Origin of the sequence: Bacillus sp. FSL R5-0286, from assembly GCF_038593245.1 — a bacterium.
Lineage (GTDB): Bacteria > Bacillota > Bacilli > Bacillales > Bacillaceae > Bacillus > Bacillus altitudinis.
The window spans coordinates 1,307,529-1,331,955 of record NZ_CP151977.1 but is presented as its reverse complement, the minus strand read 5'-3'; the positions used below and the strand labels follow the sequence as shown (position 1 = coordinate 1,331,955).

The window sequence follows — 24,427 nt, the reverse complement described above, 5'->3', positions numbered from 1 at the left end:
TCTCTTCCTTTCTATACGCCTCGTTTATTTCCCCACAATAGCGTGTGCAGTTGTGGTAAGACTCTCACACGATTCAAATCAGGATCTTGCGCTACTTGATCTACAAGCATTTCGTATTTCTTTAATAAGTGCGTTAATAAGTACGCATCATCAGCTGTTGTTGTATCATCATTTCCCACCTGCAAATAAAAGGGGAGTTCTGGGTATTTCGCATGGACATCCTTTGCATAGGCTAGATCAAGATCATCAAAGATCACGACCTTCAGGCTTGCATGTTGCAACCTGTTTCCCTTTTTCAATTCATCTATGATACGCGTAAGTTTCGTAAAATCTGTTTTCATATTTGAACTTGGTGGTTTTGGAGAAATGGTTAAATCATCTATCTTCAAAAACCAATCTTGATACATCGTTCCCTGCGTTTCAAGCGCCGTATCAATTCCTTCTTCATGCAATAAATCAATAAGTGATTCCATTTGTTTCAAGAGCGCAGGATTCCCACCTGAAATGGTGACATGAGAAAATGCCTTTCCACCTATTCTCTTCAGCTCTTTTACAATGTCCTCTGCCTGAAGCCACTGAATATCATGCTTAGCTGATCCATCCCATGTAAAAGCTGAATCACACCAGCTGCAAGAGTAGTCACAGCCAGCCGTTCTGACAAACATGGTTTTTTGACCAATAACCATTCCTTCTCCTTGAATGGTCGGACCAAAGATTTCTAAGACAGGAATCGCTTTAGTCATTGAGCTCAACTCGTTTCGGACGGTAAATGCAGTAGCTTGTTGGTGTCTCTCTGACAAAAACTTGAACACATACTGGTTTGTTCGCTAAAGTCGTTAAATATGCGGCCACTTTATCATACACAGTCTTTGCGACAACCTCAGTGGTTGGCATCGCGTATGGATCATTTGATGAGAATTCTTCATGGTCATTGAGCAGTGTATGGTCGTACTGTCCATGAATGAGTTTTTTTAGCGTGCTAAAATTCACAAGGAAACCTGAATCATCTAGATGATCTCCTGCAATCGTAATGTTAATCGTATACGTATGACCATGTACACGGCTACAAGCGCCAGCATCTTCTCTCGGGATAAAATGGGCTGCCGATACATGCATATCTTTATTCAATTCAAACGAAAATGGATGATTCGTCTGTGGATAGATTTGAGAAAGCATTTAGTTCGCCTCCTTCATGTCCATATAAGTGTCATAGCCATTTTTCCGAAGCTTACATGCAGGACATTCCCCGCAGCCATCAGAAATGATGCCATTATAGCAAGTGAGTGTTTCATTTTTCACAAAATCTAGCGCATTCAGTTCATCAGCCAGTTTCCACGTTTCAGCTTTATTCAGCCACATGAGCGGCGTATGGATGACAAATGGTTTTTCCATTGCCAAATTCACCGTGACGTTACAAGATTTCACAAACTCATCTCGGCAATCTGGGTAGCCGCTAAAGTCTGTCTCGCACACACCCGTGATAATATGACGTGCTCCAATTTGATACGCAAGAATGGATGCAAAGGATAAGAAAACTAAGTTTCTCCCCGGAACAAATGTGGAAGGCAGTTCTCCTTCCTTTTCTTCAATATCAATGTCATCTCTTGTTAAGGCATTGGGTGCAAGCTGATTTAAAAGAGACATATCTAATAGATGATTTTTCACACCTAGCTTGTCAGCAATTCTTTTGGCAACATCAATTTCTTCTTGATGACGCTGATTATAATGAAAGGTTACCGTTTCAACCTCTTTAAATTGTTGAAGTGCCCATAGTAAACATGTCGTACTGTCTTGTCCCCCGCTAAAGACAACGACCGCTTTTTCATTTTTCATTTTTCCTTTTCCTCCTTTTGCAGACCCGTACCTCCGCACAAAGCTGCATCTGAAAGGTTCATGAAAACCCCTATTTTTCTCAAAAGAAAAGACACCTTTACATGTGTATGAGGTGTCCCAGCCATAAAAAATAAAAAATGCCACATCCAAGGATACGGCAAGTCCTTAGTTTTTTATAGAGGGTTTTGCTAGAACCTCTCCCGTTTTCACGGATTTTTGTTCAATTTTCACAGAGGATAGTGTACCACATAATTGGTGTACAAGCTATCCCTTCTTTACTTATCACGTGATGCAGGCACTTTTTTCAGACAAAGAAAGAGGATAAAAAAGATACTGACATAGCCAAAAACAGGGTAAACCGTTGAAATGAGTGTGCCGTATCCAATTTTACTGATGACATAACAGCAAAGCAGAATAAAGGATATCGTATACATACTGTTCAATCGGATATACGCCCTCACCTGTCTTTCGAGACCGTATAAATTTCCTATAACGGATGTAAAGACTTCACCAAAGATCACGAATAAATAGATGAGATGAATGGAGTTTGCGACTTGATACACCACTTGGGCCATCGGAATATCATACGCTTCCAGCATTTCTAATGAAGAAAGGGATAAAAAGCAGGCGAGCAGAATGAGTGTCAGCATCAGACCTCCAAGCACCGCTCCCCTTTTTATGACGGCTTCGGATGTCATTTCGTTTGCAACCGGCACTAATACGGCTTGAGACAGCGCTAAATTAAATGCACCATATGAAATCGCAGACAACATCCATTCGCCCTCTCCCATTTGCAGCCCCAGAACGTGGCTTTCACCGCTACTAAACACAAATGAATCTAGAAACACAATCAGCGAAAAGAAAATCAGCATTGGAACGACAAGTACATTGACACCAAATAACCCTTTTGAACCTTTAAAAAGGACAATGACACTTAAAATAATCGTTAAAAAAATACCATATTCTTTTGAGATGCCAAGTTGTTCTTCAAAAATAGCGCCTGCGCCAGAAATCATCACTGACGTCACACCTAGTAAAATAAAAAACATGGCGATGTTAATATATCGACTCGCAGCAGCTCCAAATAAAAACCGATTCATATCTTGATAAGACTCCGCTTCAATTCGTTTGGAAATAAGCATCATTTTTGCGCCAAGGCCGGTAAAAATAACACCGCTAATCAAAATCCCGATCAATCCAATCCAGCCAAAACGAACAAAAAATTCTACGATTTCTTTTCCTGTCGCAAACCCAGCTCCAACCACTGTTCCTACATATACAAAGGCAAGCTGAAAAGCGGATTCATTTGAACGTTTCATATGACCCCTCCGCACCCATCACTTTCGATTGTCTCTTTTTTATCCTATGAAACAAGTTCCTTGAAAAGAAGGACAAACCATGATTAAATGCAAAAAAGGATTTTTCATTCAGCTATGAGCAAAACAGTTGAAAGTCAAAATAGGTCAGAGTATACTATAGTCAAAGATGGTCAAACAACAGACCATTTTATTTAACATTCATTGGTCAAATAAAGTCAAACTTTATTTTAAGGAGGTCATGGCTCATGCGTTGTCAACATTGTCAAGTAAATGAAGCAACTATTCGCCTGAATATGCAAGTAAATTCGTCCCGTAGCCAAATGGTTTTATGTGAAGACTGCTATACCTCTTTGATGGAACAGTCAAAAATGAAAATGGGTCCTAACCTTTTCGGGGGCGGTTCATTCTTCTCTGAGCAAGCAGGACATGCGACGAGCCAAGAGCGGCCTAAACAAAAAGGCTTACTCGATGAGCTTGGCCGGAACTTAACGGATGGCGCACATGCTGGTTTAATCGATCCTGTCATTGGCCGTGATGAAGAAGTCACAAGAGTCATTGAGATTTTAAATAGAAGAAATAAAAACAATCCTGTCCTCATTGGTGAACCTGGTGTTGGTAAAACGGCCATAGCCGAAGGACTAGCACTAAAAATTGCAAATGGAGATGTACCAAATAAATTAAAGAACAAACAAGTTTATTTATTAGATGTCTCTTCACTTGTGGCAAACACAGGTGTACGTGGTCAATTTGAGGAACGGATGAAGCAATTAATCAAAGAATTGCAAAGCCGTAAAAATATCATCTTATTCGTTGATGAAATTCATCTTCTTGTAGGCGCAGGCTCTGCCGAAGGGTCAATGGATGCCGGAAACATTTTGAAACCAGCTCTAGCTCGAGGGGAACTGCAGCTAGTAGGTGCGACAACATTAAAAGAGTATCGTCAGATTGAAAAAGATGCTGCCCTTGAACGCAGGTTCCAACCTGTCATCGTTGATGAGCCAACACAGGATGAAGCATTCGAGATCTTAAAAGGCATTCAGGATAAGTATGAAGCCTATCATGGCGTCACCTATTCTGACGAAGCCATTAAAGCGTGTGTTCAATTATCTTCGCGGTATATTCAAGACCGCCACTTGCCAGATAAAGCCATTGATTTAATGGATGAAGCAGGTTCAAAAGCGAATCTCTCCATTGATGCAGCAAGTGAAGATGAATTAACAAACCGTCTTGCGCAAATTGCCGCTGAAAAACAAGCCGCTTTAAATGAAGAACGCTATGAAAAAGCAGCGAAGCTTCGAGACGAAGAAGAAGCGATTGAAGCGAGATTGCAAAACAAAACAAATGACAAAGAACATGTCGTCACAGCTGAGGACATTCAGTCGATTGTAGAACAAAAAACAGGTATCCCTGTCGGCAAACTACAAGCAGACGAACAAACAAAAATGAAAGAAATTGATGTCCGCTTAAAAGCCCGCGTCATTGGTCAGGAACATGCGGTTGAAAAAGTGGCGAAAGCCGTAAAAAGAAGCAGAGCCGGCTTAAAATCAAAACACAGACCAACTGGCTCCTTCCTATTCGTTGGGCCAACAGGCGTCGGGAAAACCGAATTGTCTAAAACATTAGCGGAAGAATTATTTGGCTCAAAAGAAGCGATCATTCGTTTAGATATGAGTGAATACATGGAGAAACACTCCGTGTCCAAAATCATCGGTTCTCCTCCTGGTTACGTTGGACATGATGAAGCCGGACAGCTCACGGAAAAGGTTCGCAGAAAACCATACAGCATCATTTTGCTCGATGAAATCGAAAAAGCGCACCCTGATGTCCAGCATATGTTCCTTCAAATCATGGAAGATGGTCGTCTAACAGACAGCCAAGGCAGAACCGTCAGCTTTAAAGACACAGTCATCATTATGACAAGTAACGCTGGCAGCACAGATAAAAAAGCGGTCAAAGTCGGATTCCAGTCTGAACAAGAAGAAGCCATCGAAGAACAATCATTGATTGATTCGCTGAGCGCTTATTTCAAACCGGAATTCTTGAACCGTTTTGACAGCATCATTCAGTTTGATTCATTAGATAAAGACGATTTAGTCAAAATTGTGGATCTTCTGCTCAAAGATTTGTCAGAGCAGTTAAAAGAACAAAATCTAACTGTTCACGTCACAAACGAAGCGAAAGAAAAAATCGCTGAACTTGGTTATCATCCAGCATTTGGGGCTCGTCCGTTACGAAGAACGATTCAAGAGCATGTTGAGGATCAAATGACGGACATCTTGCTTGAAGAAGAACAACTTACTGGATTTACAGTCGATGTTGAACATGACGAAATTGTTGTGAAAAAGAGCTAAGTACATCCTAAGGAGGATCTTCAGCTCCATCATGTTGCAGTGTCTAAATTCCATCTGAGCGCCGACGCTCCCCCGCCTCTTTTCCTTTACGATAAAAGAAAAAGAGGTGGATTACATGGATCACATGATCAATTGGAACTACGATTTGATCAAAATCATACATGAAGAAAAATTAAAAGAATTGCTCTTAGATGAAACAGCTCAAAAAAGATGAAGTTTCCAGATTGTTGACAAAGGGCTAAAATGAACTTGATTTTAGCCCTTTGTCTTCTTTTCAGCGTGATAGAAAACCTTTGCAGTCTAGGAAGGACAGCTACTTGTGCGGAGCGAATTTGGCATTCGTGAGCACCAGAGCGCAGGACTGACAAAGAATGCGAGGGTTTGTCTACACGCTGAAAACTCCCTTTTATATGAGAGAGTTTCTTTTTTTACGGCTTTCAGAAAGCGCTTTCGTCAAAATTTCTTCACATAAACTGTCTTAATTTTATATTCTGACTAAAACCCTTCTAGAAGACACCGATATTAACTATAGAAAAAGATAGTTAAAGGATTTGGTGAGATAATGGACAAAACATCGTTAATTGGTATTATTTTAGCATTTATTGCACTGAGTGTCGGTATGGTTTTGAAAGGTGTGAGTCTAACCGCTCTTATCAACCCGGCGGCTATATTGATCATTGTGGTTGGGACAATTTCAGCTGTTGTCATTGCCTTCCCATCTAGTGAAATTAAGAAAACACCAAAATTATTCGGCAAAATTTTCAAAGATAGCAAGCTTCCAACGATACAAGAAATGATTCCTCTATTTTCAAACTGGGCACAAATTGCTCGTCGTGAAGGTCTTTTGGCATTAGAGGCAAATCTTGAGGAAGTCGATGACGATTTTCTAAAGAACGGCTTAAGCATGGCAGTTGACGGTCAAAGTGCTGAATTTATTCGCGACGTCTTAACTGAAGAAGTCGATGCCATGTCGGAGAGACATCAGTCAGGCGCATTAATCTTTACACAAGCTGGTACATACGCTCCGACTCTAGGGGTACTTGGTGCCGTTGTCGGACTTATTGCCGCACTTGCAAACATGGGAGACATTGAAGCACTTGGACATGCGATTAGTGCTGCCTTCGTCGCCACACTGCTTGGGATTTTTACAGGGTATGTGTTGTGGCATCCATTTGCCAACAAGCTGAAGCGTAAATCAAAGGAAGAAGTAAAGCTTCGTCTCATTATGATTGAAGGGATTCTTTCTGTCCTTGAAGGCCAGTCTCCAAAGGTCATTGAGCAAAAACTTCTGATGTACTTACCAGCAAAAGAACGTGCAAATCTTGTCATTGAAGAAGGAGAAAAACAGAATGGCTAGGAAACGTAAAAAACATGATCATGAAGACCATGTAGATGAGTCTTGGCTGATCCCTTACGCCGATCTTCTTACGCTTCTTCTCGCCCTCTTCATTGTGCTGTTTGCATCTAGCTCCATTGATGCGGCAAAATATGAACAGATGGCTAAATCGTTTAATGTTGTCTTTACTGGCGGCACTGGCGTAATGGACCAATCAAGCATGCAGAGCACCGAAGAAACAGAAAACAGCAATCAAACCAAAAAATCAGCAGAAGATGAAGAAGAAGAAGCAAAAGCGAAAGCTCGTGACCAAGCGGTATTAACAAAGGTTAAAAAGCAAGTAGATTCATTCATTGCGGATAAAAAACTTGGTTCGAAGCTTGAAACAAAGCTGACGGATGAAGGTCTGCTTATTACAATTGAAGACAGCATCTTCTTTGATTCTGGGCGAGCGGTGATCCGCTCGCAGGATGTTCCGTTAGCCAAAGAAATATCCAAGCTGCTCGTCATTAACCCTGCTCGTGACATCGTCATTAGCGGACATACAGATAACGTTCCGATTCGGAATTCTGAATTTGAATCCAACTGGTATTTAAGCGCCATTCGTGCGGTCAACTTTTTAAATATTCTCCTTGAAAACAGCAACCTAGACCAAGAGAACTTTAGCACAAAAGGTTACGGTGAATTTAAACCGATTGCCTCTAACGATACCGCAGAAGGCAGAAGTAAAAACAGACGCGTCGAAGTTCTTATTTTGCCAATTGAGAAAAAAGCTAAATAAATAGGAAGCCAGCAGCTTCCTTTCAGATCATGACAAAGGGCTAAAATGATGTTTATTTTAGCCCTTTGTCTTTCTTATGAGCGCGATTGAAAGCGCTTGTCGTTTATCGGTGCGCAGGACTGACACCATATGCGAGGATTAGTCTACATACTAAAAAGGAAGCCAACGGCTTCCTTTTTTATGTGTTTATTCTTTATGATCATATAAATGCTTGGCACGCAGTCCTACATGTTTGAGCATATCGATGCAGGCATCCTTTTCCTCTTCACTAAGCACACTGATCATCTCGTGAATCTCTTTTGCATGATCTGGGAAGATGTCATCAAGTAAAGCTCTTCCCTGCTCCGTAATATGTGCAAATGTCACCCTGCGGTCTTCTGCACAAGCTTTCCGGCTAAGGAGTTCTTTTTTCTCCAATTTATCAACCACATACGTGATGCTTCCGCTTGCGAGTAAGATCTTATCACCTATTTGCTGAAGCGGCTGATCACCTTTATGATACAGCAATTCTAATACAGCAAATTCAGTCGGATTCAGACCGTGCTTCACAATATGTTTGTTCATGTGGTGATTAATGGAGCGATAGGCACGTGATAGTACAATAAATAATTTCAAAGATTTCTCAACATTATGATTTTCCATTTTTTATCATCCTTTATGAAATGCAACCCACTAATGTGACATTAATAAACAATAAGTAAAATGTCAACATGTTGAACCATTTTTAGCATGAAAAAGAGACCAGAACGAATCACCTAATTTTTTAAAAATCTCACAAGTCATCGTAATAAAGATAGGTTCAATGCTATAATAAGTCTATTAGGTAATACGTTGGAGCGATGAATCATGAGTATACTGAAAGGGTTTTGGAAGAAGATCAAGCTTTACCTTATTTTGGTCGTAATTCCAACCCTCATCATTAGTTATTTTATCTACGAAAAAGAAACTGAGAAAATTGATGTAAAAAACAAACAAACCGCTACACTTATGTTAAATATTCACAAAAACCAAATGAATTATTTAATCAGTGAAACAGAAGCAAGATTAACTTCCCTTGCCATGGGATTTGACCAGCCGCTTGAAGCGAAAAGAGTACAAAACATCCTAGAGAAAATCTATAAACAAGAACCTCGTTTTTCAGGCCTGTATCTCCTAGACCAAAAAGGAAATGTCACAGCCAGCACCACACCATTAAAGGAAAAAATCAACCTGTCATTTAGAGATTACTTTAAACGTATTCAAGTCACAAAACAGACCGTCATTACAGATAACTATGTAAGCCGCATTACTAAGCAGCGGATTCTCTCCATTTGTGTCCCTGTTTTGAATGAGAACGACGAAGTCACGGATGTGCTAGTCGCTGCGATTCAAATTGATTATTTAAGAAATATTATGAATGTATTAAACCCAGAGCTTCATTTTAAGATGCTGAATCAAAATGGAGACGTTGTGTTTACAAGTGGTCCACAGCCAGCATCTGAAAGTGATAGCACCGTGTCTACATATTTAGATGAAAACAGCTGGAAGCTGGAGGTTTTTCCGCAGCGTGCGACAACAAGTGAAGTACTGTCTGTGATGCTGTTTCCTTTATCCAGTGCATTTATTCTCTTAAATATCTTATTCACACTCGTCCAATATATCATTTTAAGACGACAAACCCAGCAGGAACGCCACCAAAATGAAGCACAAAAACTTGAACTCATTGGAACACTTGCGGCAAGTACAGCGCATGAAATTCGCAATCCATTAACAGGCATTAGCGGGTTTATTCAACTTTTGCAAAAGAAGTATCGTTCAGAAGAGGATCAGCTTTATTTTTCTGTCATCGAGGAAGAAATTAAACGGATTAACCAAATCGTCAGTGAGTTTCTTGTGCTAGGAAAACCAACGGCTGAAAAGTGGCAAAATAATTCTGTGAAAGAAATTGTGAGTGAGATCATGCCCATTGTATTTTCTGAGGCGAACCTTTATAATGTCGAGGTTGATTTGCAAATCAATACCATTCAAGATGTTGGCGTGTATTGCACGAAGGATCACATTAAACAAGTGGTATTGAATGTAGCGAAAAACTCGTTAGAAGCGATGCCAAATGGCGGTCATTTGAAGATTGTCATTGAGGCTGAAAAAGAACAGGTCATCATAAAAGTGAAAGATACAGGTGAAGGTATACCAGAAGAGATGCTGAAACATATCTTCCTCCCTTTTATTACGTCGAAGGAAAAAGGAACAGGTCTTGGGCTTGTTGTGTGTAAACGAATCATTTCGATGTATGGGGGGACAATCGATATCGAGAGCGAAGTGAATAAAGGAACAACCGTGATCATCATGCTCCCTTCTGCACACTAATAGCTGACGCATTCATCCGGTTTTGCTAATGGCAAGACCGGTTTTTTGATGTCAATAAGAAGGACGATTGACAGAAAGGAGACTCATTTGTGATACAAGATCATGAAAGGAAGCAACAGATTGTTGTTCATGAAAAAGAAGATACTGATATTCATTCATCAGGTTGTCCAGTTCTTGGCTATATTTAATTGTCGTCTCACCTGTATAGCCTTCTACTTGAGCAGCTTCTACCATTTGTCTTCTCTTTTCATCAATTGACATTAATAGCTGTTCTTTCCGTACATAAATATTCATGATCTCAGCTCCCGCTATGAATTCGTCTGTCTACGCTCTAAATGATCCGACACCAAAATTATACTTTATTTGTAAATTAAATTAAATATGCTTATTTTATTTAATTTTTTACAGCCTAAAGACCTTTTACCCAATGAATTCTGGGGGTAAACTTCAAAATTGGACAGGACTGACACATTGATTAAACAGAATTTTATCCTATGCAGAAGACCAAAATCAACTATTTTCTCTCTCATTTTATGTCTATTTTCCTAAAAAAAAGCTGATCTTCCGCCTCATGCGAAATGATCAGCTCCCACTATTAAACCGTTTCTTCTTCGTAAATTGGCACCCAGCCCTCAGTTGTGACAAATATGCGAACTGCGACGACTTGACGATCTTCTTGAAGTGTAAAGTAGTGACGAATATTCGGGGGCACAGAAATTAAATCACCTGGATTCAGTCTCACATCAAAAAAGACGCCGTCTTTGCCTTGAATGGCAAAGATTCCATGACCGCTCACGATAAATCTGACTTCATCATCCGTATGATGATGCTCACGTTTAAAGTTTTGAAGCAGTTCATCCAGGTTAGGGGTCGCATCTGATAATGAAATCACATCCTGCGCTTTGTATCCTCTTCGCTCAGAGATACTCTTTATTTCCTCTTGAAACACAGTTAAAATTTCTTCCTTTTCATCATCTGTTAAATCGTACTTTTCTGATAACTGTTTTGGTAGTTTTTCAATATCCCAATGTTCATAAATGACCCCTTGCTGTTCTAAATACGCCTGGACCTCTTGTTCGTTCTCAAGTAACGTGTTTTCTTCATTATGAATGTAAATGGTCGCCATGTGTTTTTCCTCCTTTTTATTTAACAAGCTGCTTTTGATAAAGCGCTACTTTCAAATGATAGGTAAATAAAAATTCATAAGCCTCTAAGACTCGTTTGGCTTCAAATGCGGTTTTCCCCCAAACGGTGATGCCATGATTACGAATGAGTACAGCACCAGCATCGTCCGTCAGGTGCACTGCAAATTGCTCTGCAAGGTGCGGAATATGAGCTGGGTTTTCAATAATAGGAACAGCAACTTCTGCATCCTCTTCCCAATAACCAAGCGCTTTAATGATTTCGTTGCCTTTAAAACGAACTTCTCCTTTATCACCATACAGCTCAGAAATGACATTGTTATCGATCGTGTGGACGTGAAGACAACATCCTGCTTTCGTCCGCTCATAAACGTATGTGTGAAGCAGTGTTTCAGCTGATGGCCTGAGCGGCTGATTCGGATGAACCGGCTGACCTGCTGCATCAACAAGAACAAAATCTTCATCGGTTTCTTTTCTTTTATCTTTGCCGCTTGCCGTCACCAAAAACGTGATGGGATCATCCGACACTTTTATCGATAAATTGCCGCTCGTTCCGTAAAACCAGTCTCTTTGTGCCAATTCACGTTTGACGTCTGCTAGTTCCTTCCAGTGTTTACTCTTCTCGTCTGCCATTCCTTCACTTCCTTTATTTGATCAAATTGCGCTTTTAGATCAACAAATGTTTCATACTCTTTATGTACGAGCCCTAGCTCTTTACATTCGTTCAGTAAATAATCACGCGCAAACGTGAGATCCGCATGTTTCGCTGCCTCAATATCAGTCACTGAATCACCTATCATGATAATAAAATCATCTTCCTGCGTCAGTTCTCGAATAATGGAAGGCTTGCAGCAGCCACAGCCATTTTGGCATTCTGAATCACAGGCATGCGGCCATTCAATTTGAATATGGTCTTCTTTAAATGATGCATGGTTACAATAAATATTCTCTTGTTCGACAATCCCTTCAAGGATAGGATAGACAAAAAAGTCCATACCGCCGCTGAGTACATAGAAAGGAATGTCTGCTTTTTTGACATCATCGACAAACTGTTCAAATCCTTCACGAATCTCTGTATCCTCTAAAATAAATGACCGAATGGCTTCTTTCTGATCACTCGTCAGTAACTGAAACATCTGCCCGACGCCTTCTTGGATCGTGATCTCTTTTGCTAGAACACCATCCTTCCATTTCGTCCATTCTTTTGGAGCAAACTGCTTCATGATGCGAATGATATTATCATTTTTCGTAATCGTGCCATCAAAATCACAACATACAATTGGTTTTTTCATTTATTCTGCTACCCTTCCCCAAAGATCAAGTGCTGCTTGTAAGTCTTGACAAGTTGATGCTTTTTCTTCGATAGACTCTTTTTTGACCACCGCATCAATGATCGAACGAAAGGCTTTCCCTCCTCCAATTGCTCCCCGCGGATGTCCGTGAATTCCCCCGCCTGCATTAATGACATGATCAAGTCCAAAATCTTTGATTAAGATCGGCACCATTCCCGGGTGAATGCCTGCTGAAGGGACAGGAAATGTTTGTTGAACTGTATCCTCTTTCACACATGCTTCGAAAATGCCAATGGCATCTTTTTTCGGAAGGGCGACTGATCCATAAGGAGAGGGAAAAAGACTTAAATCAGCACCAGCATATCGATTTAATTTGCCTAAAAGAAGAGAATGCGAGAATCCATAGTCTGGAGATGATGTCATTGCACCGCTCACTGCCGGATGTGCCATGATCGGCAATGGGATCTCTGGATCTTCAGCCAAGCTTTGCATGACATCAAGTCCATAGGCAAAAACGTTGAATAAAAGCGCATCAGCCCCGAGTTCGGCTGCCTTTCTTGCTCGATCTTTCAAATCAAAAGTTCTACCAGTTAAATTAACAGCATAAAGCGTGCGATGTCCTGTCTCTTCATATGTTTCTTTTAATATCTTTTTTCCTTCCTTGATTCGATCTTCAAAAGGGGCTAATGGGCTTTCAAATAAAATCTCATCATCTTTGATGAAGTCTACTCCACCTAAAGCCTGTAAGCGGAGCTGTTCTTTTAAATCCTCCATATCACGACCGATCACGCCTTTAAATATACTCATCAATAGCGGCCGATCAAACACGCCTACTTTCTTTCGTATCCCCTCAATGCCAAATACCGGTCCTGGCAGACAGCTTTTAAACCTTTCCGAAAATTCGATATCAACGAGCTTTACTTTCCCATCCAGTGAAAGCTTTCCAAAAATCGTCGTCAACACCGCTGGTATATCAGCTGAAAAGTTCGCCTCAGGATAAGCAATGGTCACCTCTGATTGATACAGACCACCAATTGCGGGAGACTGTTCTTTTACGCTCACCACACGGCCTTTATGTTTTTTCAGCTGCTCCTTTTTGAGCTGCGGCAAGTCCGTCCATGACCCGACCGTTAACCCAAGTGCGATCTGCTCTGCTTTTAGGTCTATTTGTTCATCCTCTCGATGTGTTAGTACGTATGTTGCCAGTAGTTCACTCACTAGGAATCCCCTTTCGATTGCGTCCTGTATATGGTCAATAAAAAAACCTCTTTAAGTGCTTGATCAGCGCGTTAAAGAGGTTTCGTCTCATTCATCCGAATCTTATCTCTCAGCGCTTGCTGCAAGAATTAGCACCGTGCTTCATGGAAGTCGGTTGCCGGGCTTCATTGGGCTAGTCCCTCTGCCTACTCTTGATAAGAATATTCAATTTTCTTAAATATTGCCTGAATTATCGCACCATTTTTTTACGTTGTCAATGGCTTTTTTTCAAATAACTGCAAGGCAGCGATACGATCAGCGGCTTCCTTTAGCCGCTCCTCACTTGTTAAAAGTCCGACTCTGACGTAGCCTTCACCGTGAGCACCAAAGCCATTCCCGGGTGCAACAACAACATGTGCTTTTTCTAATAATACATCAGAAAAAGTTTCAGATGTATACCCTTCAGGCACCTTTAACCAAGCAAAAAACGAGCCCTTTGGCGCACTGACGTCCCAGCCAATCTCTTTGCATGCAGCAATCCAAGTGTTTCGTCTTTTTTCGTACCGATCATTTTGTACTTGTACGCACGTTTGATCGCTTAAAAGTGCTTCTGCTGCTGCATCTTGAGTTGCTTTAAACAGTGACACAAACAGGTGATCCTGATAAAGCTCAATGGCTTCGATAACAGAGGCATTCCCTACTGCAAAACCGACTCTCCAACCAGCCATATTATACGTTTTGGACAATGTATAGATTTCAATACCTGTCTCTTTTGCTCCGTCTATTTGCAGGAAACTAAGGGGCTTTTCGCCGTCAAATCCTATGCCGCCATATGCAAAATCATGGACTACACACATCTTATTTTCACTCGCAAACGCAACAGTATCTTCAAAAAATGTCCGGGTTGCAGTCGCACCAGTCGGATTATTTGGGTAATTTAAGTACATCAATTTTGCTTGATTCTTATCTTCCTCAGACAGTTGGTGGTAGTCAGGCAAAAAGTTATTTTGTTCAAGAAGAGGCATTGTGACCATGCGAGCTCCGGCAAGCACAGCGCCTGACCAGTAATCAGGATATCCTGGGTCTGGAACAAGCAGCGTATCACCTGGATTCAGTAAGCATTGCGGCAATTCGACTAGTCCCGCTTTCCCTCCAAATAAGATGGCAATCTCTGTCTTTGGGTCAAGCGTGACGCCATATTCTCTTTCATAAAAAGCAGCTGCAGCCTTCTTTAGTTTCGCTGTCCCGCGGAATGAGGAGTATTGATGATTTTCAGGTTTTGCTACCGCTTCCTGCATCGCTTTCACAATATGTGGAGGAGTGGGCTGATCAGGATTTCCTTGACCTAAATTAATCACATCTGCCCCTTCCTGCACTTTTTTCTGTACTTTTTGTACAAGCGACGCAAAAAATTGTTTCGGTAAATGTTTCAATACATCCGATTGCTGGAATTCCATTTTTTCACCTTCTATTCAAGTTACGTGACAATACAATCACTGTAATGGATTGTTTTATGAATTGTAAAGCAATTTTGAAAAAAGATTGACATGTGAACTGCAGCTCTGATAATATCTAGAATTAAGAAATGCAAGCAGACATGAAACAATTACATATTGATTTCTCTTATCGAGAGTTGGGCGAGGGATTTGGCCTTTTGACCCCAACAGCAACCGACCGTTAATACCACTGTGAAGTGGGGCGCAGCAAGTACAGCGCCAAGACAATTGTCTTATAGGGCACGGTGCTAATTCCATCAGACGTATGTGCTGAGAGATAAGAGAGGCTTCGAGCATACACGCCATCAAGCCTCTTTCTCTCAGGAGAAAGAGGCTTTTTTATATGATTTGGAGGGGAAGCAATTGGTTACACTTACGGCATCATATGAAGAATTAACAGAAAGTTCGGCAGTTGCACTTGCCATTAGACTTGGATTGATTCAGGAGAGCAGTCATTTAACATGCACTGAAATCGGTGACGGAAATTTAAATTACGTCTTTCATATTTATGATCACAAACAAGCAAAAGGACTGATTATCAAACAGGCCCTTCCTTACGCAAAAGTCGTTGGAGAAAGCTGGCCGCTGACATTAGATCGTGCAAGAATTGAAAGTGCAGCACTCATCAAGCAGTCAGAGTATGCACCTCATCTTGTACCAGCCGTCTATTATTCGGATACAGCTCTTGCAGTGACGGCAATGGAGGATCTATCACACCTTGAAATCGTCAGAAAAGGGCTAATTGCCGGAAAACATTATCCGTATTTATCAGATCATGTCGGAGAATTTTTAGGCAAAACACTATTTTACACGTCTGACTTTGCCACAAATCCTAAAATCAAAAAACAATTCGTGAAGCAGTTTACGAACCCTGATCTTTGTGACATTACAGAAAAACTCGTCTTCACAGATCCTTTCTTTGACAGCGAAACGAATGACTTCGAAGAGGAATTAAGAGAAGAGGCACAAGCACTATGGGCTGATCTTGAACTGCAAGCAAAAGCAGCCGAATTGAAACGGATCTTCTTAACCTCTGCTGAAACACTGGTACATGGAGATCTTCATACCGGCAGTATTTTTGCAAACGAAACGGAAACGAAAATCATTGATCCAGAGTTCGCTTTTTACGGTCCTTTCGGATTCGATATCGGTCACTTTATTGCCAATCTGTTCATTAATGCTTTATCTCATGAGAATGAGCAGGATCAGCAGCACCTTTTTGATCATGTCGTCAATGTGTGGGCAACATTCAAAGAAGTGTTCACAAAAGCATGGAAAGAAGACAGTATTGAAGCGTTTAGTGTATCGGACAGCTTTTTAGAAACAACCTTTGACCGTATTTTAAAAGAGGCCACCGGCTTTGCTGGCTGTGAGCTTGTTCGCCGAACCATCGGTCTTGCGCATGCGGCTGATCTCGATGCGATTCCATCACATTCTAGAAGGCTTCAGCAGAAAAAAGCAGCACTTACACTAGGAAAAACATTCATCAAACAATATCAAGCAGTGGAAACAGCGTCTGACCTCGTCGCATTATTCCAGCAAACTGTAAAGGAGTGACGAGTTTTGTCTAAAGAATTTGAAGTTCCCCGTTCCGTCGAATGGGAAGAAAACCGTATCAACATTTTGAATCAGCAAAAATTACCCGCTGAAACCGTGTTTGAGCATTTATATACAAAAGAAGATGTGTATGATGCCATTGTGACACTAAAAGTACGCGGAGCACCTGCTATTGGCATTACAGCGGCTTTTGGGCTCGCACTCAGTGCACAAGAGATTGATACAGAAGACATTGATCTCTTTAAGCGAGAAGTCGCTCGCCTGAAAGAATATTTAAACAGTGCTCGTCCAACCGCTGTGAATCTTGCCTGGGCATTAGACCGGCTTTATCAGCGCATTGAGCGTGCTGCTTCGGTGAATGCAGCCAAAACTGATCTTGTCCATGAAGCCATTCAAATTCAAATCGAAGATGAAGAAACATGCCGGCAAATCGGTCAAAATGCTCTTCAGCTCTTTAAATCTGGTGATCGAATTATGACCATTTGCAACGCAGGCTCCATTGCCACAAGCCGCTACGGAACAGCGCTTGCACCCTTTTATTTAGCGAAAAAGAAAAACCTCGATCTCCACATTTACGCATGTGAAACACGTCCTGTCCTTCAAGGCGCCCGTCTGACGACATGGGAATTGATGCAGGGCGGCGTAGATGTGACACTTATCACGGATAATATGGCAGCCCATACGATGAAAGAAAAACAAATTTCTGCCGTTATTGTTGGTGCAGATCGAATCGCTAGAAACGGTGATACAGCAAATAAAATTGGAACGTTAAGTCTGGCTATTTTAGCTAAACACTTTCAAATTCCATTTTTTGTGGCTGCGCCTCTTTCGACCTTTGATGTGTCAACTCAGGATGGGTCAGATATTCCGATTGAAGAACGCGACCCACAGGAAGTAAAGGAATTAAACGGCATCCAAATTGCGCCTCCTGACGTGCAGGTATTTAACCCTGCCTTTGATGTCACTCCTCATCACCTCATTTCCGGAATCATTACAGAAAAAGGCATTATCACTTCCAACTATACAGAAGAGATTGATGCACTATTCACCGAAAGCGTGTCACTTTAATCAAACAAAAGCGCGGAGTTCTTATCATTTAAGAGCACCGCGCTTTTTTGTTTCGTTCGTTTTTGCTAATATTTCTTTTTTCTGTTCTTCTGTCAACACGTTCATTTTGACACATAGTGATGTGACAGCGTACATTTTATCTTTTTTGCCCCATAACATGTTAGCAGCCTCCTTTTTCCCTAGACCAACTTTTTTAGCTTAATAAAAGGATATGTCGCTCACTAAACATTTGGAACAGGTCAATTCATTTATTTTTGAACAAATGGGATGCCTTCTAATTCTAACAGGATCGCTTTCATCCCTGTCTTCGTCCCTGCATAACCAGTCAGAGTCCTGTCTTTTCCAATGACCCGGTGACACGGGATAAAAATAGGCAATGCATTGCGTCTATTAGCTTGTCCAATGGCTCTGACAGCCTTTGGATTGCCGATCGCTTCTGCAATATCAGCATAGCTTTTTGATTCACCATACGGAATAGTAGAAAGTGCCTCCCACACTTGCTCTTGAAACGGAGAGCCTGCTTGCTTGAGCGGGAGATCGAACACTTTCCGATCGCCCTTAAAATATTCATCCAGCTGTTTTTTCGCTTCTTTTAATACAGGCGTGTCTTCTTGTTTAAAACGGTCTCTCTGTTTTTTGACCAAAAACGATTCATCATCAAACTTCACTTCAATGATGGCACCATCTTTCTCTAGTATGTATAATGCCCCGATTGGTGCGGTATAGACTGTATAATACACATTAAAGCTCCCCTTCTTGTTTCTGCTGCCGGAGTGGAAGCGTGAGATGGAACACTGTTCCAACCCCTTCTTCACTCTCTACTTCAATGGTTCCTTGATGCTCTTCAATAATTTTATAACTAACCATTAACCCAAGTCCAGTGCCTCTTTCTTTTGTTGTATAAAATGGTTCTCCGAGACGCTTTAGTTTATCCTCTGTCATGCCGCAGCCTTCATCACGAAGAGAAATGACAATGTGCTCCTCGCCCTTCCTTTGAATGCTCACGTATACATTTCCTTTCTGAGGCATTACTTCAATCGCATTTTTTAAAATGTTAATAAAGACTTGCTTCAATTGATTTTGTTCACAGTAGATGAGCGGAATATCATCCAGCACATTTAAGTGCATTTGCACATTGCCAAGATTGGCCTGTGCGTGAAGAAGATCCATTGTGTCTTTGACAATTTGCACGACATTTTTTTCTTCATAGATGATGGCCTGCGGTTTTGCTAAAATCAGAAATTCTGTAATAATGGATTCGATTCTTTTTAGCTCTGATGTGATGACATTAAAATAGAGCGAATACTCCCCTTCAATGTTTCCTTTGAGCAGCTGAATGAAGCCTTTTAAAGCCGTCATTGGATTTCTAATTTCATGGGCAATTCCAGCGGCAAGCTCTCCGACAACATGAAGCGTATCCGATTTTCTTACCCGCTCCTCTAATTCCTTGCGCTCAGTCACATCTCTAAAGATCGCCAAATTCATGTTATGAATAATATTTCGTTTAAAAGAAAACTCCAAAATACGTTGATCTGGATGGTTCAGCACAAATGGAACTTCATTGTCCATCTCATCTAATGACATCGCCTGAGCTGGCTGCGCCAAATTTTCAATTTGATATGGCGCAAGGATATGAAAAAGATTCATTTCCGTTAGGTGATCATCTTTGAGGCCAAGTAGTTCACTTGCGGATGGATTCACATCAATAATCCGGTATTGATTATCGAAAAGAACAATGCCATCCATAGAACCATTAAATACTTTACGGAATTTGAGCTCACTTTCTCGCAGCTCCTCTTCCATTCGCTTTCTGTCACTGACATTCCGTAAAATGGTTAAGTGCTGTCCTTCTAATACCGCATGCTTAGAGGTGAACTCAAGCTCTTTGAATTGGCCATTCGCCATTCTAAAGAGGAGTTCTTCTCTGATTTCAAGATTCCTTATATACCGTCTTCTTGTCGGCCGGTATCTGCGATCAGATTTGACTAGAAAATCCATGAGTTTCTTGCCAATCAGCTGATGCATCGGTAATTCAAAAATTCGGCAGGCTGATTCATTTGCCCTGACAATTTCTCCATCATCCGCCCAAATGATGATGGCATCCATCGCATTTTCGAATATTTCTCTAAAACGTTCTTCACTTTTTAGCAGCTTTTCTTCCATTAATCTTTTTTCTGTAATATCACGCATGATGGACATGTAAAAACCACTCATCACATTGGATGTGATGGTCAGTTCGAATAATTTGTGCTGCCCAGATTGAAGGGTAACAGGAAGTTCTCCCTTTGCTTTCCCTGTTTCTTTCAATGAAGTTAAGAGCTGCTGGAGCGCTGGGAGATTTTCTTCTTCAACAAATTCATTTAAGTAGCGGTCTGTTAAATCTGTTTTTTGAAGTTCAAAGCTCTGGCAAAAAGAGTGATTGGCGTCAATCATACAACCATCCTGATCAAAAATGACCATACCGTCAATCGCTCGATCAAATAAATCTTTAAACAGCTGCTCATTCATCGAACGTTCTCGCTCTAATATTTTCTTTGAAGAAATATCACGCATGACGACAATATATTGTTGATTCACCACGTCGTGCTCCGCTACAAATTCAATATATTTTGTCTCTCCATTTTCAAGTTGAATGGAGATCTCTCTTTTTAACGTTCCTTTTCGAAAAAAAATCTCAAGTGAGCAGTCAATTTTGTTTTTCGGGATGCCGTATAGGAAATCTAGAACGGATTTATTGAGGAGGTCTTCTTTCGGTGTTTGCACAAGCCTACATGTCGCTTCATTGGCTTGAATAATGTTGAGGTGCTGATCAAATATAAAAATGGCATCTAGCGTCTTATTTAACAGCATTTTGTGCTGTATCAATTCATTTCGCAAATATTCGTTCTCTTTTTCTAATTTTCTGATATTTTTCGCGCCATCGAGCGTTTCAGTCATTCTCTTACACTCCTTTTCCAGCCTCATTCCTCTACAATATTTCTACAAGATTTTCATTGTTCCTTCATTCGACTCATAAAAAAAGAGAACTTTTTACACGAGGCTTGCTTCATTTGTTTCATTTGGATGACACGATTGTATAACGATTCTCTTTTCTTACGCTTCTTTTACAACCGTTCTACAATTTCACATCAAATAGCGAAATGAGCCAATTTGTATTTTAAAATGGGGCAAATGAGGGAACAGTGCACTTAGAACGTTTATGTTCGAAATGAAGCAGGAAAGGTGATGTTATGACGTCAACGAGAGACAGTTATTTTGATAATGCAAAATTTCTTCTGATTTTTCTAGTTGTTTTTGGTCATTTGTTACGGTCATTCATACATGATAATGACTGGATACTCTACTTATATAAATTTATTTATACATTCCATATGCCCGCTTTTATATTGGTGTCTGGCTTCTTTGCCAAAGGTTTTAGAAAACCAGGTTTTATGAAAAAAGTCGCAGTTAAGCTGATCATCCCATATTTGATTTTTCAGGTCATCTATTCTGTGTATTATTATTTCTTACAGGATCAAAGCATCTCTAACTTAAATCCGATTGATCCGCAATGGTCTTTATGGTTTTTAATCAGTTTATTCTTTTGGAACTTACTACTCATTCCTTTTTCAAAACTGCCATTCCACTGGGCAATGATTGTTAGTTTATCGATGGCGTTACTTGTCGGTTACGTGGACAGCATTAGCGATACGCTCAGCCTATCTCGTACGTTTGTCTTTTTGCCGATGTTTTTAGCTGGCTTTTATTTAAAAAAGCAGCACTTTGAATTTATCCGAACAAGCAAAGGGAAACTGACTGCACTTCTTGTACTGATGGCCGTGTTCATGTTTTGCTATTTTTATGAATTCGATTATTCCTTTTTATTTGGGTCACAATCGTACGCTTCTCTTGGAGATGAAGGACTCATTGCAGCGATGAAACGAATGGCATGGTATTTACTTGCATTTGCTGCTACCTTTAGTTTCTTTGCATTAGTCCCAACCCGCCGGTTCTTTTTTACCAAATGGGGCACAAGAACGTTATATGTCTATTTACTTCATGGCTTTGTGATTAAGCTTTTAAGAACGACTTGGTTTGATGATTGGGCACTAAATACGGCAAGTGTATTGATTCTATTGCTGCTTACGGTTCTTTTAACCTTTACCCTATCTAGCACATTTGTTAAAACTGTTGCACAACCAGTCATCGAGCTCAAAATGACCAGTCTGATGCGAACCATTACTGGCAGACAAAACAGTTATATTAAATAGAAAAAACGATCTCTTTGGATCGTTTTTTTCTATTTATTTTTTGTTTTTCTGTTCAGTGTGACATTCATCGTTTTTTTTAGGCTTCATTAAGGTATCAATCCATTTACTGCTGTTTATATCTCCCAGCTCGCTGCCAAATTCCTCTTCCAAGATATCGGGGTTCATTGGTTTTTTATGGTCTTTCATATCTTTACTTTTCACATGTTTTTTAGTCACGAGATGCTCCCCCCTGTTTACCTTGATGAGAATTTCGGTTCGCCTGGCGGTCTTCTGATTGCTCGTCAAATTGTGTTTGTCCTTGATCGTGTGCCATGCTTTCTGTAGGCGTCATATTATTCGTGAGTGCTTCATTTTTTGCTGTTTTTCTTTTCATTTGTCATCATTCCTTTTTAACATGTTTAGTTCTTCGCTCAATTGATCAAACAGCTCTTTCATTTGTTTGACTGTCACTGGTTTTTCCTCAGGCTTTAACTCATATCCAATTTGCCCATTCGCTTCTAGTGTTGCTTTTTTGAGACTGCTGATGTCTGTGATGCCCTGCTGCTTTAAGCGCATTTTGAATTGGTCCCTTGTCAGCCGCGTTTTTTTCAGCTTGTGATCAAGCATTTCTCCATCCTCTAAAATCACCACAGACTTCCCTGAAACCAATTTTTCAAAAAAATCAAATTGGATCGACAGCTTTTCCATAATCACAAGTGCCATAATAAAAATGGAGGCCGCATAAATGGTTTCAAGTAAATTATGCTCAATGAAGGGTTGGATAATGATCGATCCAATTGAAATCATGATGACTGTCTGTTGAACCGTTAATTGACTAATGGATTTAGGCCCTGCTATTCTCAGCAGCAAGGTCCCAACTAGCAGCATAACAATTGCTTTCCATAACACATCCAGCACGTCTCTTTCACCTCTTACCTATAGATTGCGAACATCCTTTGTGATTTAGCCAGTTATATAATGGAAATAAAAAACCAGCATTCAGTAGGAATGCTGGTTAACCGATGATGACACGCTCTTTCGGATAATGATAATTCGCTTCACTTTCCCGGCGGCCAATTAAATACAAGAAGCTTGGAATTCCAATCCGTCCTATAAACATGACCACCATAATAATACACTTACCAAATACGGACAAGTCAGACGTAATTCCGAGCGACAGTCCTGTTGTTCCGAAAGCAGAACAAACTTCAAATAAAGTTTCAAGAAGTGTATGATGGTCTGATAAAGTTAACAGAAACGTAGCACCAAACACTAAAATAAAGGCCATCATCGTCACCATGAGGGATTTATTAATATCCGCTTGATGAAGCTCTCTTTTAAAGATTTTAATGGACTTATTTCCTCTCGCAAAATGAAACAAAGCAAGTAAATTAAGGGCAAACGTGGTTGTCCGAATTCCGCCCCCTACCGAGCTTGGAGATGCCCCGATAAACATCAGCAAACATAAAAATAAGAGTGTCGGCTCTGTCAATTGCGTAATATCTAATGTCGAAAGCCCGCCACTTCTAGTAGCTGTTGATTGAAACAAAGAATAAAACAAGATTTCATGCCAGCTCTTCCCTAGAAAAGTAAACCGGGCTTCAAGTGCATAAATCCCAATTGCCCCAACGACAACAAGGAGGCCAAACGTGATTGTTGTAATTTTCGTAAACAATGAAAACGATGCATGTTTTCGGTCTTGATTGAATAAATAATCCTTTACTTCGACAAGTACCGGAAAGCCAATAGCGCCAAAAATGATGAGCAGCATCGTGATAAATTGGACGAAATAGTCATCTTTATAAGGAATTAACGAATTCCCAGTAATATCAAAGCCTCCATTGGTTGTGGCACTGATACTAGAGAAAAATCCGTGTAAAAAAGCGCCTTGCACATCGTAATACTTTAGAAAATACATACTTAAAATCAGACCGCCTACAAACTCAATCAGCAAGATTAAATATAAGACCTGCTTCATGAGTTTTACAATTCCTGATAAGTTGCTCTGGTTTTGGTCTGCCATAATTAATTTTCTTTCTTTAATGCCGATCCTTTTTCGCATAACCAGCCAGACGAATGTACCAAGGGTCATAATGCCGATACCGCCGATTTGCAAAACAAATGCAAGGATCCACATCCCGGTCACACTAAATGTTTGTGACGTATCGACGACAGTCAGACCCGTGACACTGACAGCACTCACAGCTGTAAACAGCGCATCAATAAATGTCCATTTGACTCCTTCTTGGTGAGCCACTGGTAGACTGAGTAGTATGAACGACACGGTCACAGCAAGAAAATAATAAAGGGCAATCAGCTGAAAAGCCGACAGCCGGTCGATTAGTTTTTTCATTGGATTCATGGTTATTCCTTCTTTTATCTTTCTTTTCGAATACTATATCATTTTAATGAAAAGAAAGAAGATTTTAAAGGTATTTTGTGCTTTATTTACTTTTTCATCAAAAAGAAAAAGACATCCT

At 40.5% G+C, this 24,427-nt stretch carries 25 protein-coding genes and 3 riboswitches; of the genes, 7 read left to right on the top strand and 18 right to left on the bottom strand.

All coding sequences use genetic code 11. The features are described 5' to 3' along the window. Positions 1-11: 11 nt before the first annotated feature. The 4 genes from queE to NST24_RS06725 form a co-directional block, all read right to left on the bottom strand. Entirely contained in the window at positions 12-743 is a 732-nt protein-coding gene (gene queE, locus NST24_RS06740) for a 7-carboxy-7-deazaguanine synthase QueE (protein WP_047946004.1), read from the bottom strand. After that, complete coding sequence (queD, locus tag NST24_RS06735) at positions 736-1,176, bottom strand: 6-carboxytetrahydropterin synthase QueD (RefSeq protein ID WP_024719651.1); 441 nt, start codon at positions 1,174-1,176, stop codon at positions 736-738. Before queD ends, queE begins: the two co-directional genes overlap by 8 nt. After that, a complete protein-coding gene (queC, locus tag NST24_RS06730; protein ID WP_008348090.1) occupies positions 1,177-1,833 on the bottom strand; it encodes a 7-cyano-7-deazaguanine synthase QueC in 657 nt (218 codons plus the stop codon). Positions 1,834-1,992: 159 nt separating this feature from the next. Then, a riboswitch (PreQ1 riboswitch) is annotated at positions 1,993-2,037 on the bottom strand. Positions 2,038-2,108: 71 nt separating this feature from the next. Continuing rightward, positions 2,109-3,152 carry a membrane protein gene (locus NST24_RS06725; protein ID WP_039169140.1) on the bottom strand — a complete coding sequence of 348 codons (1,044 nt, stop codon included), beginning with the start codon at positions 3,150-3,152 and terminating at the stop codon, positions 2,109-2,111. A 245-nt stretch (positions 3,153-3,397) separates the two neighbouring features. Between NST24_RS06725 and NST24_RS06720 the strand changes: the two genes are divergently transcribed. From NST24_RS06720 to motB, 3 genes are all read left to right on the top strand, one after another. Further along, the gene (locus NST24_RS06720) at positions 3,398-5,503 is read left to right on the top strand and encodes an ATP-dependent Clp protease ATP-binding subunit (protein ID WP_039169142.1); all 2,106 of its coding nucleotides are present in this window, start codon (positions 3,398-3,400) and stop codon (positions 5,501-5,503) included. 562 nt (positions 5,504-6,065) lie between these two features. Continuing rightward, positions 6,066-6,860: a flagellar motor stator protein MotA gene (gene motA, locus NST24_RS06715; RefSeq protein WP_008346088.1), complete on the top strand. Its 795-nt coding sequence runs from the start codon at positions 6,066-6,068 to the stop codon at positions 6,858-6,860. Next, positions 6,853-7,620 (top strand): flagellar motor protein MotB, encoded by a 768-nt coding sequence (gene motB, locus NST24_RS06710; protein ID WP_024719648.1) that lies wholly within the window; start codon positions 6,853-6,855, stop codon positions 7,618-7,620. Before motA ends, motB begins: the two co-directional genes overlap by 8 nt. A 186-nt stretch (positions 7,621-7,806) precedes the next feature. Here the strand turns inward: motB and NST24_RS06705 are convergent, their stop codons facing one another. Next, positions 7,807-8,262: a MarR family transcriptional regulator gene (locus tag NST24_RS06705; RefSeq protein WP_003211701.1), complete on the bottom strand. Its 456-nt coding sequence runs from the start codon at positions 8,260-8,262 to the stop codon at positions 7,807-7,809. A 204-nt stretch (positions 8,263-8,466) separates the two neighbouring features. Between NST24_RS06705 and NST24_RS06700 the strand changes: the two genes are divergently transcribed. After that, positions 8,467-9,966 carry an ATP-binding protein gene (locus tag NST24_RS06700; RefSeq protein ID WP_007498739.1) on the top strand — a complete coding sequence of 500 codons (1,500 nt, stop codon included), beginning with the start codon at positions 8,467-8,469 and terminating at the stop codon, positions 9,964-9,966. A 51-nt stretch (positions 9,967-10,017) separates the two neighbouring features. Here the strand turns inward: NST24_RS06700 and NST24_RS06695 are convergent, their stop codons facing one another. From NST24_RS06695 to NST24_RS06670, 6 genes are all read right to left on the bottom strand, one after another. Beyond that, positions 10,018-10,260, bottom strand: a complete 243-nt coding sequence (locus NST24_RS06695; protein ID WP_008346101.1) for an aspartyl-phosphate phosphatase Spo0E family protein — start codon at positions 10,258-10,260, stop codon at positions 10,018-10,020. A 301-nt stretch (positions 10,261-10,561) separates the two neighbouring features. Further along, positions 10,562-11,092, bottom strand: a complete 531-nt coding sequence (locus tag NST24_RS06690; RefSeq protein ID WP_024719646.1) for a cupin domain-containing protein — start codon at positions 11,090-11,092, stop codon at positions 10,562-10,564. Between the two features lie 16 nt (positions 11,093-11,108). Beyond that, complete coding sequence (locus tag NST24_RS06685) at positions 11,109-11,741, bottom strand: methylthioribulose 1-phosphate dehydratase (RefSeq protein WP_160757956.1); 633 nt, start codon at positions 11,739-11,741, stop codon at positions 11,109-11,111. Further along, on the bottom strand, positions 11,705-12,400 hold the full coding sequence (locus NST24_RS06680; RefSeq protein WP_135008969.1) for a 2-hydroxy-3-keto-5-methylthiopentenyl-1-phosphate phosphatase: 696 nt from the start codon (positions 12,398-12,400) through the stop codon (positions 11,705-11,707). Before NST24_RS06680 ends, NST24_RS06685 begins: the two co-directional genes overlap by 37 nt. Then, positions 12,401-13,618 carry a 2,3-diketo-5-methylthiopentyl-1-phosphate enolase gene (gene mtnW, locus NST24_RS06675; protein WP_144678877.1) on the bottom strand — a complete coding sequence of 406 codons (1,218 nt, stop codon included), beginning with the start codon at positions 13,616-13,618 and terminating at the stop codon, positions 12,401-12,403. It lies immediately after the preceding gene. A 99-nt stretch (positions 13,619-13,717) separates the two neighbouring features. Next, a riboswitch (SAM riboswitch) is annotated at positions 13,718-13,819 on the bottom strand. A 44-nt stretch (positions 13,820-13,863) separates the two neighbouring features. Continuing rightward, positions 13,864-15,054, bottom strand: a complete 1,191-nt coding sequence (locus NST24_RS06670; RefSeq protein WP_144678878.1) for a pyridoxal phosphate-dependent aminotransferase — start codon at positions 15,052-15,054, stop codon at positions 13,864-13,866. A 163-nt stretch (positions 15,055-15,217) separates the two neighbouring features. After that, positions 15,218-15,377, top strand: a riboswitch (SAM riboswitch). Positions 15,378-15,456: 79 nt separating this feature from the next. Here NST24_RS06670 and mtnK point away from each other — a divergent pair. Further along, complete coding sequence (gene mtnK / locus NST24_RS06665) at positions 15,457-16,650, top strand: S-methyl-5-thioribose kinase (protein ID WP_017359452.1); 1,194 nt, start codon at positions 15,457-15,459, stop codon at positions 16,648-16,650. Between the two features lie 6 nt (positions 16,651-16,656). Beyond that, a complete protein-coding gene (gene mtnA, locus NST24_RS06660; protein ID WP_017367119.1) occupies positions 16,657-17,718 on the top strand; it encodes an S-methyl-5-thioribose-1-phosphate isomerase in 1,062 nt (353 codons plus the stop codon). A 24-nt stretch (positions 17,719-17,742) separates the two neighbouring features. On the opposite strand, the gene NST24_RS06655 is transcribed toward mtnA, so the two are convergent. The 3 genes from NST24_RS06655 to NST24_RS06645 all read right to left on the bottom strand — a co-directional run bounded on the left by NST24_RS06655 (position 17,743) and on the right by NST24_RS06645 (position 20,655). Further along, entirely contained in the window at positions 17,743-17,877 is a 135-nt protein-coding gene (locus tag NST24_RS06655) for a hypothetical protein (RefSeq protein WP_017359454.1), read from the bottom strand. A gap of 89 nt (positions 17,878-17,966) precedes the next feature. Next, on the bottom strand, positions 17,967-18,458 hold the full coding sequence (locus NST24_RS06650; protein WP_019743074.1) for a methylated-DNA--[protein]-cysteine S-methyltransferase: 492 nt from the start codon (positions 18,456-18,458) through the stop codon (positions 17,967-17,969). Position 18,459: 1 nt separating this feature from the next. Next, complete coding sequence (locus NST24_RS06645) at positions 18,460-20,655, bottom strand: PAS domain-containing sensor histidine kinase (protein ID WP_017367117.1); 2,196 nt, start codon at positions 20,653-20,655, stop codon at positions 18,460-18,462. Between the two features lie 293 nt (positions 20,656-20,948). Here NST24_RS06645 and NST24_RS06640 point away from each other — a divergent pair, with 293 nt between their 5' ends. Further along, on the top strand, positions 20,949-21,968 hold the full coding sequence (locus NST24_RS06640) for an acyltransferase family protein (protein WP_007498757.1): 1,020 nt from the start codon (positions 20,949-20,951) through the stop codon (positions 21,966-21,968). A 33-nt stretch (positions 21,969-22,001) separates the two neighbouring features. Here NST24_RS06640 and NST24_RS06635 read toward each other — a convergent pair whose 3' ends face one another. The 4 genes from NST24_RS06635 to NST24_RS06620 all read right to left on the bottom strand — a co-directional run bounded on the left by NST24_RS06635 (position 22,002) and on the right by NST24_RS06620 (position 24,309). After that, positions 22,002-22,184: a hypothetical protein gene (locus NST24_RS06635; protein ID WP_008346122.1), complete on the bottom strand. Its 183-nt coding sequence runs from the start codon at positions 22,182-22,184 to the stop codon at positions 22,002-22,004. After that, entirely contained in the window at positions 22,177-22,341 is a 165-nt protein-coding gene (locus NST24_RS06630) for a hypothetical protein (RefSeq protein ID WP_008346124.1), read from the bottom strand. The genes NST24_RS06635 and NST24_RS06630 overlap by 8 nt, the downstream gene beginning before the upstream one ends. Then, a complete protein-coding gene (locus NST24_RS06625) occupies positions 22,338-22,865 on the bottom strand; it encodes a YetF domain-containing protein (protein WP_342462469.1) in 528 nt (175 codons plus the stop codon). Before NST24_RS06625 ends, NST24_RS06630 begins: the two co-directional genes overlap by 4 nt. A 97-nt stretch (positions 22,866-22,962) precedes the next feature. After that, positions 22,963-24,309, bottom strand: a complete 1,347-nt coding sequence (locus NST24_RS06620) for a TrkH family potassium uptake protein (protein ID WP_007498761.1) — start codon at positions 24,307-24,309, stop codon at positions 22,963-22,965. Positions 24,310-24,427: the final 118 nt, after the last annotated feature.

Excerpts from the sequence above, each read along its gene's own strand:
- queE (WP_047946004.1), bottom strand. The coding sequence starts at position 743 with ATGACTAAAGCGATTCCTGTCTTAGAAATCTTTGGTCCGACCATTCAA.
- queD (WP_024719651.1), bottom strand. The coding sequence starts at position 1,176 with ATGCTTTCTCAAATCTATCCACAGACGAATCATCCATTTTCGTTTGAA.
- queC (WP_008348090.1), bottom strand. The coding sequence starts at position 1,833 with ATGAAAAATGAAAAAGCGGTCGTTGTCTTTAGCGGGGGACAAGACAGT.
- NST24_RS06725 (WP_039169140.1), bottom strand. The coding sequence starts at position 3,152 with ATGAAACGTTCAAATGAATCCGCTTTTCAGCTTGCCTTTGTATATGTA.
- NST24_RS06720 (WP_039169142.1), top strand. The coding sequence starts at position 3,398 with ATGCGTTGTCAACATTGTCAAGTAAATGAAGCAACTATTCGCCTGAAT.
- motA (WP_008346088.1), top strand. The coding sequence starts at position 6,066 with ATGGACAAAACATCGTTAATTGGTATTATTTTAGCATTTATTGCACTG.
- motB (WP_024719648.1), top strand. The coding sequence starts at position 6,853 with ATGGCTAGGAAACGTAAAAAACATGATCATGAAGACCATGTAGATGAG.
- NST24_RS06705 (WP_003211701.1), bottom strand. The coding sequence starts at position 8,262 with ATGGAAAATCATAATGTTGAGAAATCTTTGAAATTATTTATTGTACTA.
- NST24_RS06700 (WP_007498739.1), top strand. The coding sequence starts at position 8,467 with ATGAGTATACTGAAAGGGTTTTGGAAGAAGATCAAGCTTTACCTTATT.
- NST24_RS06695 (WP_008346101.1), bottom strand. The coding sequence starts at position 10,260 with ATGAATATTTATGTACGGAAAGAACAGCTATTAATGTCAATTGATGAA.
- NST24_RS06690 (WP_024719646.1), bottom strand. The coding sequence starts at position 11,092 with ATGGCGACCATTTACATTCATAATGAAGAAAACACGTTACTTGAGAAC.
- NST24_RS06685 (WP_160757956.1), bottom strand. The coding sequence starts at position 11,741 with ATGGCAGACGAGAAGAGTAAACACTGGAAGGAACTAGCAGACGTCAAA.
- NST24_RS06680 (WP_135008969.1), bottom strand. The coding sequence starts at position 12,400 with ATGAAAAAACCAATTGTATGTTGTGATTTTGATGGCACGATTACGAAA.
- NST24_RS06670 (WP_144678878.1), bottom strand. The coding sequence starts at position 15,054 with ATGGAATTCCAGCAATCGGATGTATTGAAACATTTACCGAAACAATTT.
- NST24_RS06655 (WP_017359454.1), bottom strand. The coding sequence starts at position 17,877 with ATGTTATGGGGCAAAAAAGATAAAATGTACGCTGTCACATCACTATGT.
- NST24_RS06645 (WP_017367117.1), bottom strand. The coding sequence starts at position 20,655 with ATGACTGAAACGCTCGATGGCGCGAAAAATATCAGAAAATTAGAAAAA.
- NST24_RS06640 (WP_007498757.1), top strand. The coding sequence starts at position 20,949 with ATGACGTCAACGAGAGACAGTTATTTTGATAATGCAAAATTTCTTCTG.
- NST24_RS06630 (WP_008346124.1), bottom strand. The coding sequence starts at position 22,341 with ATGAAAAGAAAAACAGCAAAAAATGAAGCACTCACGAATAATATGACG.
- NST24_RS06620 (WP_007498761.1), bottom strand. The coding sequence starts at position 24,309 with ATGAATCCAATGAAAAAACTAATCGACCGGCTGTCGGCTTTTCAGCTG.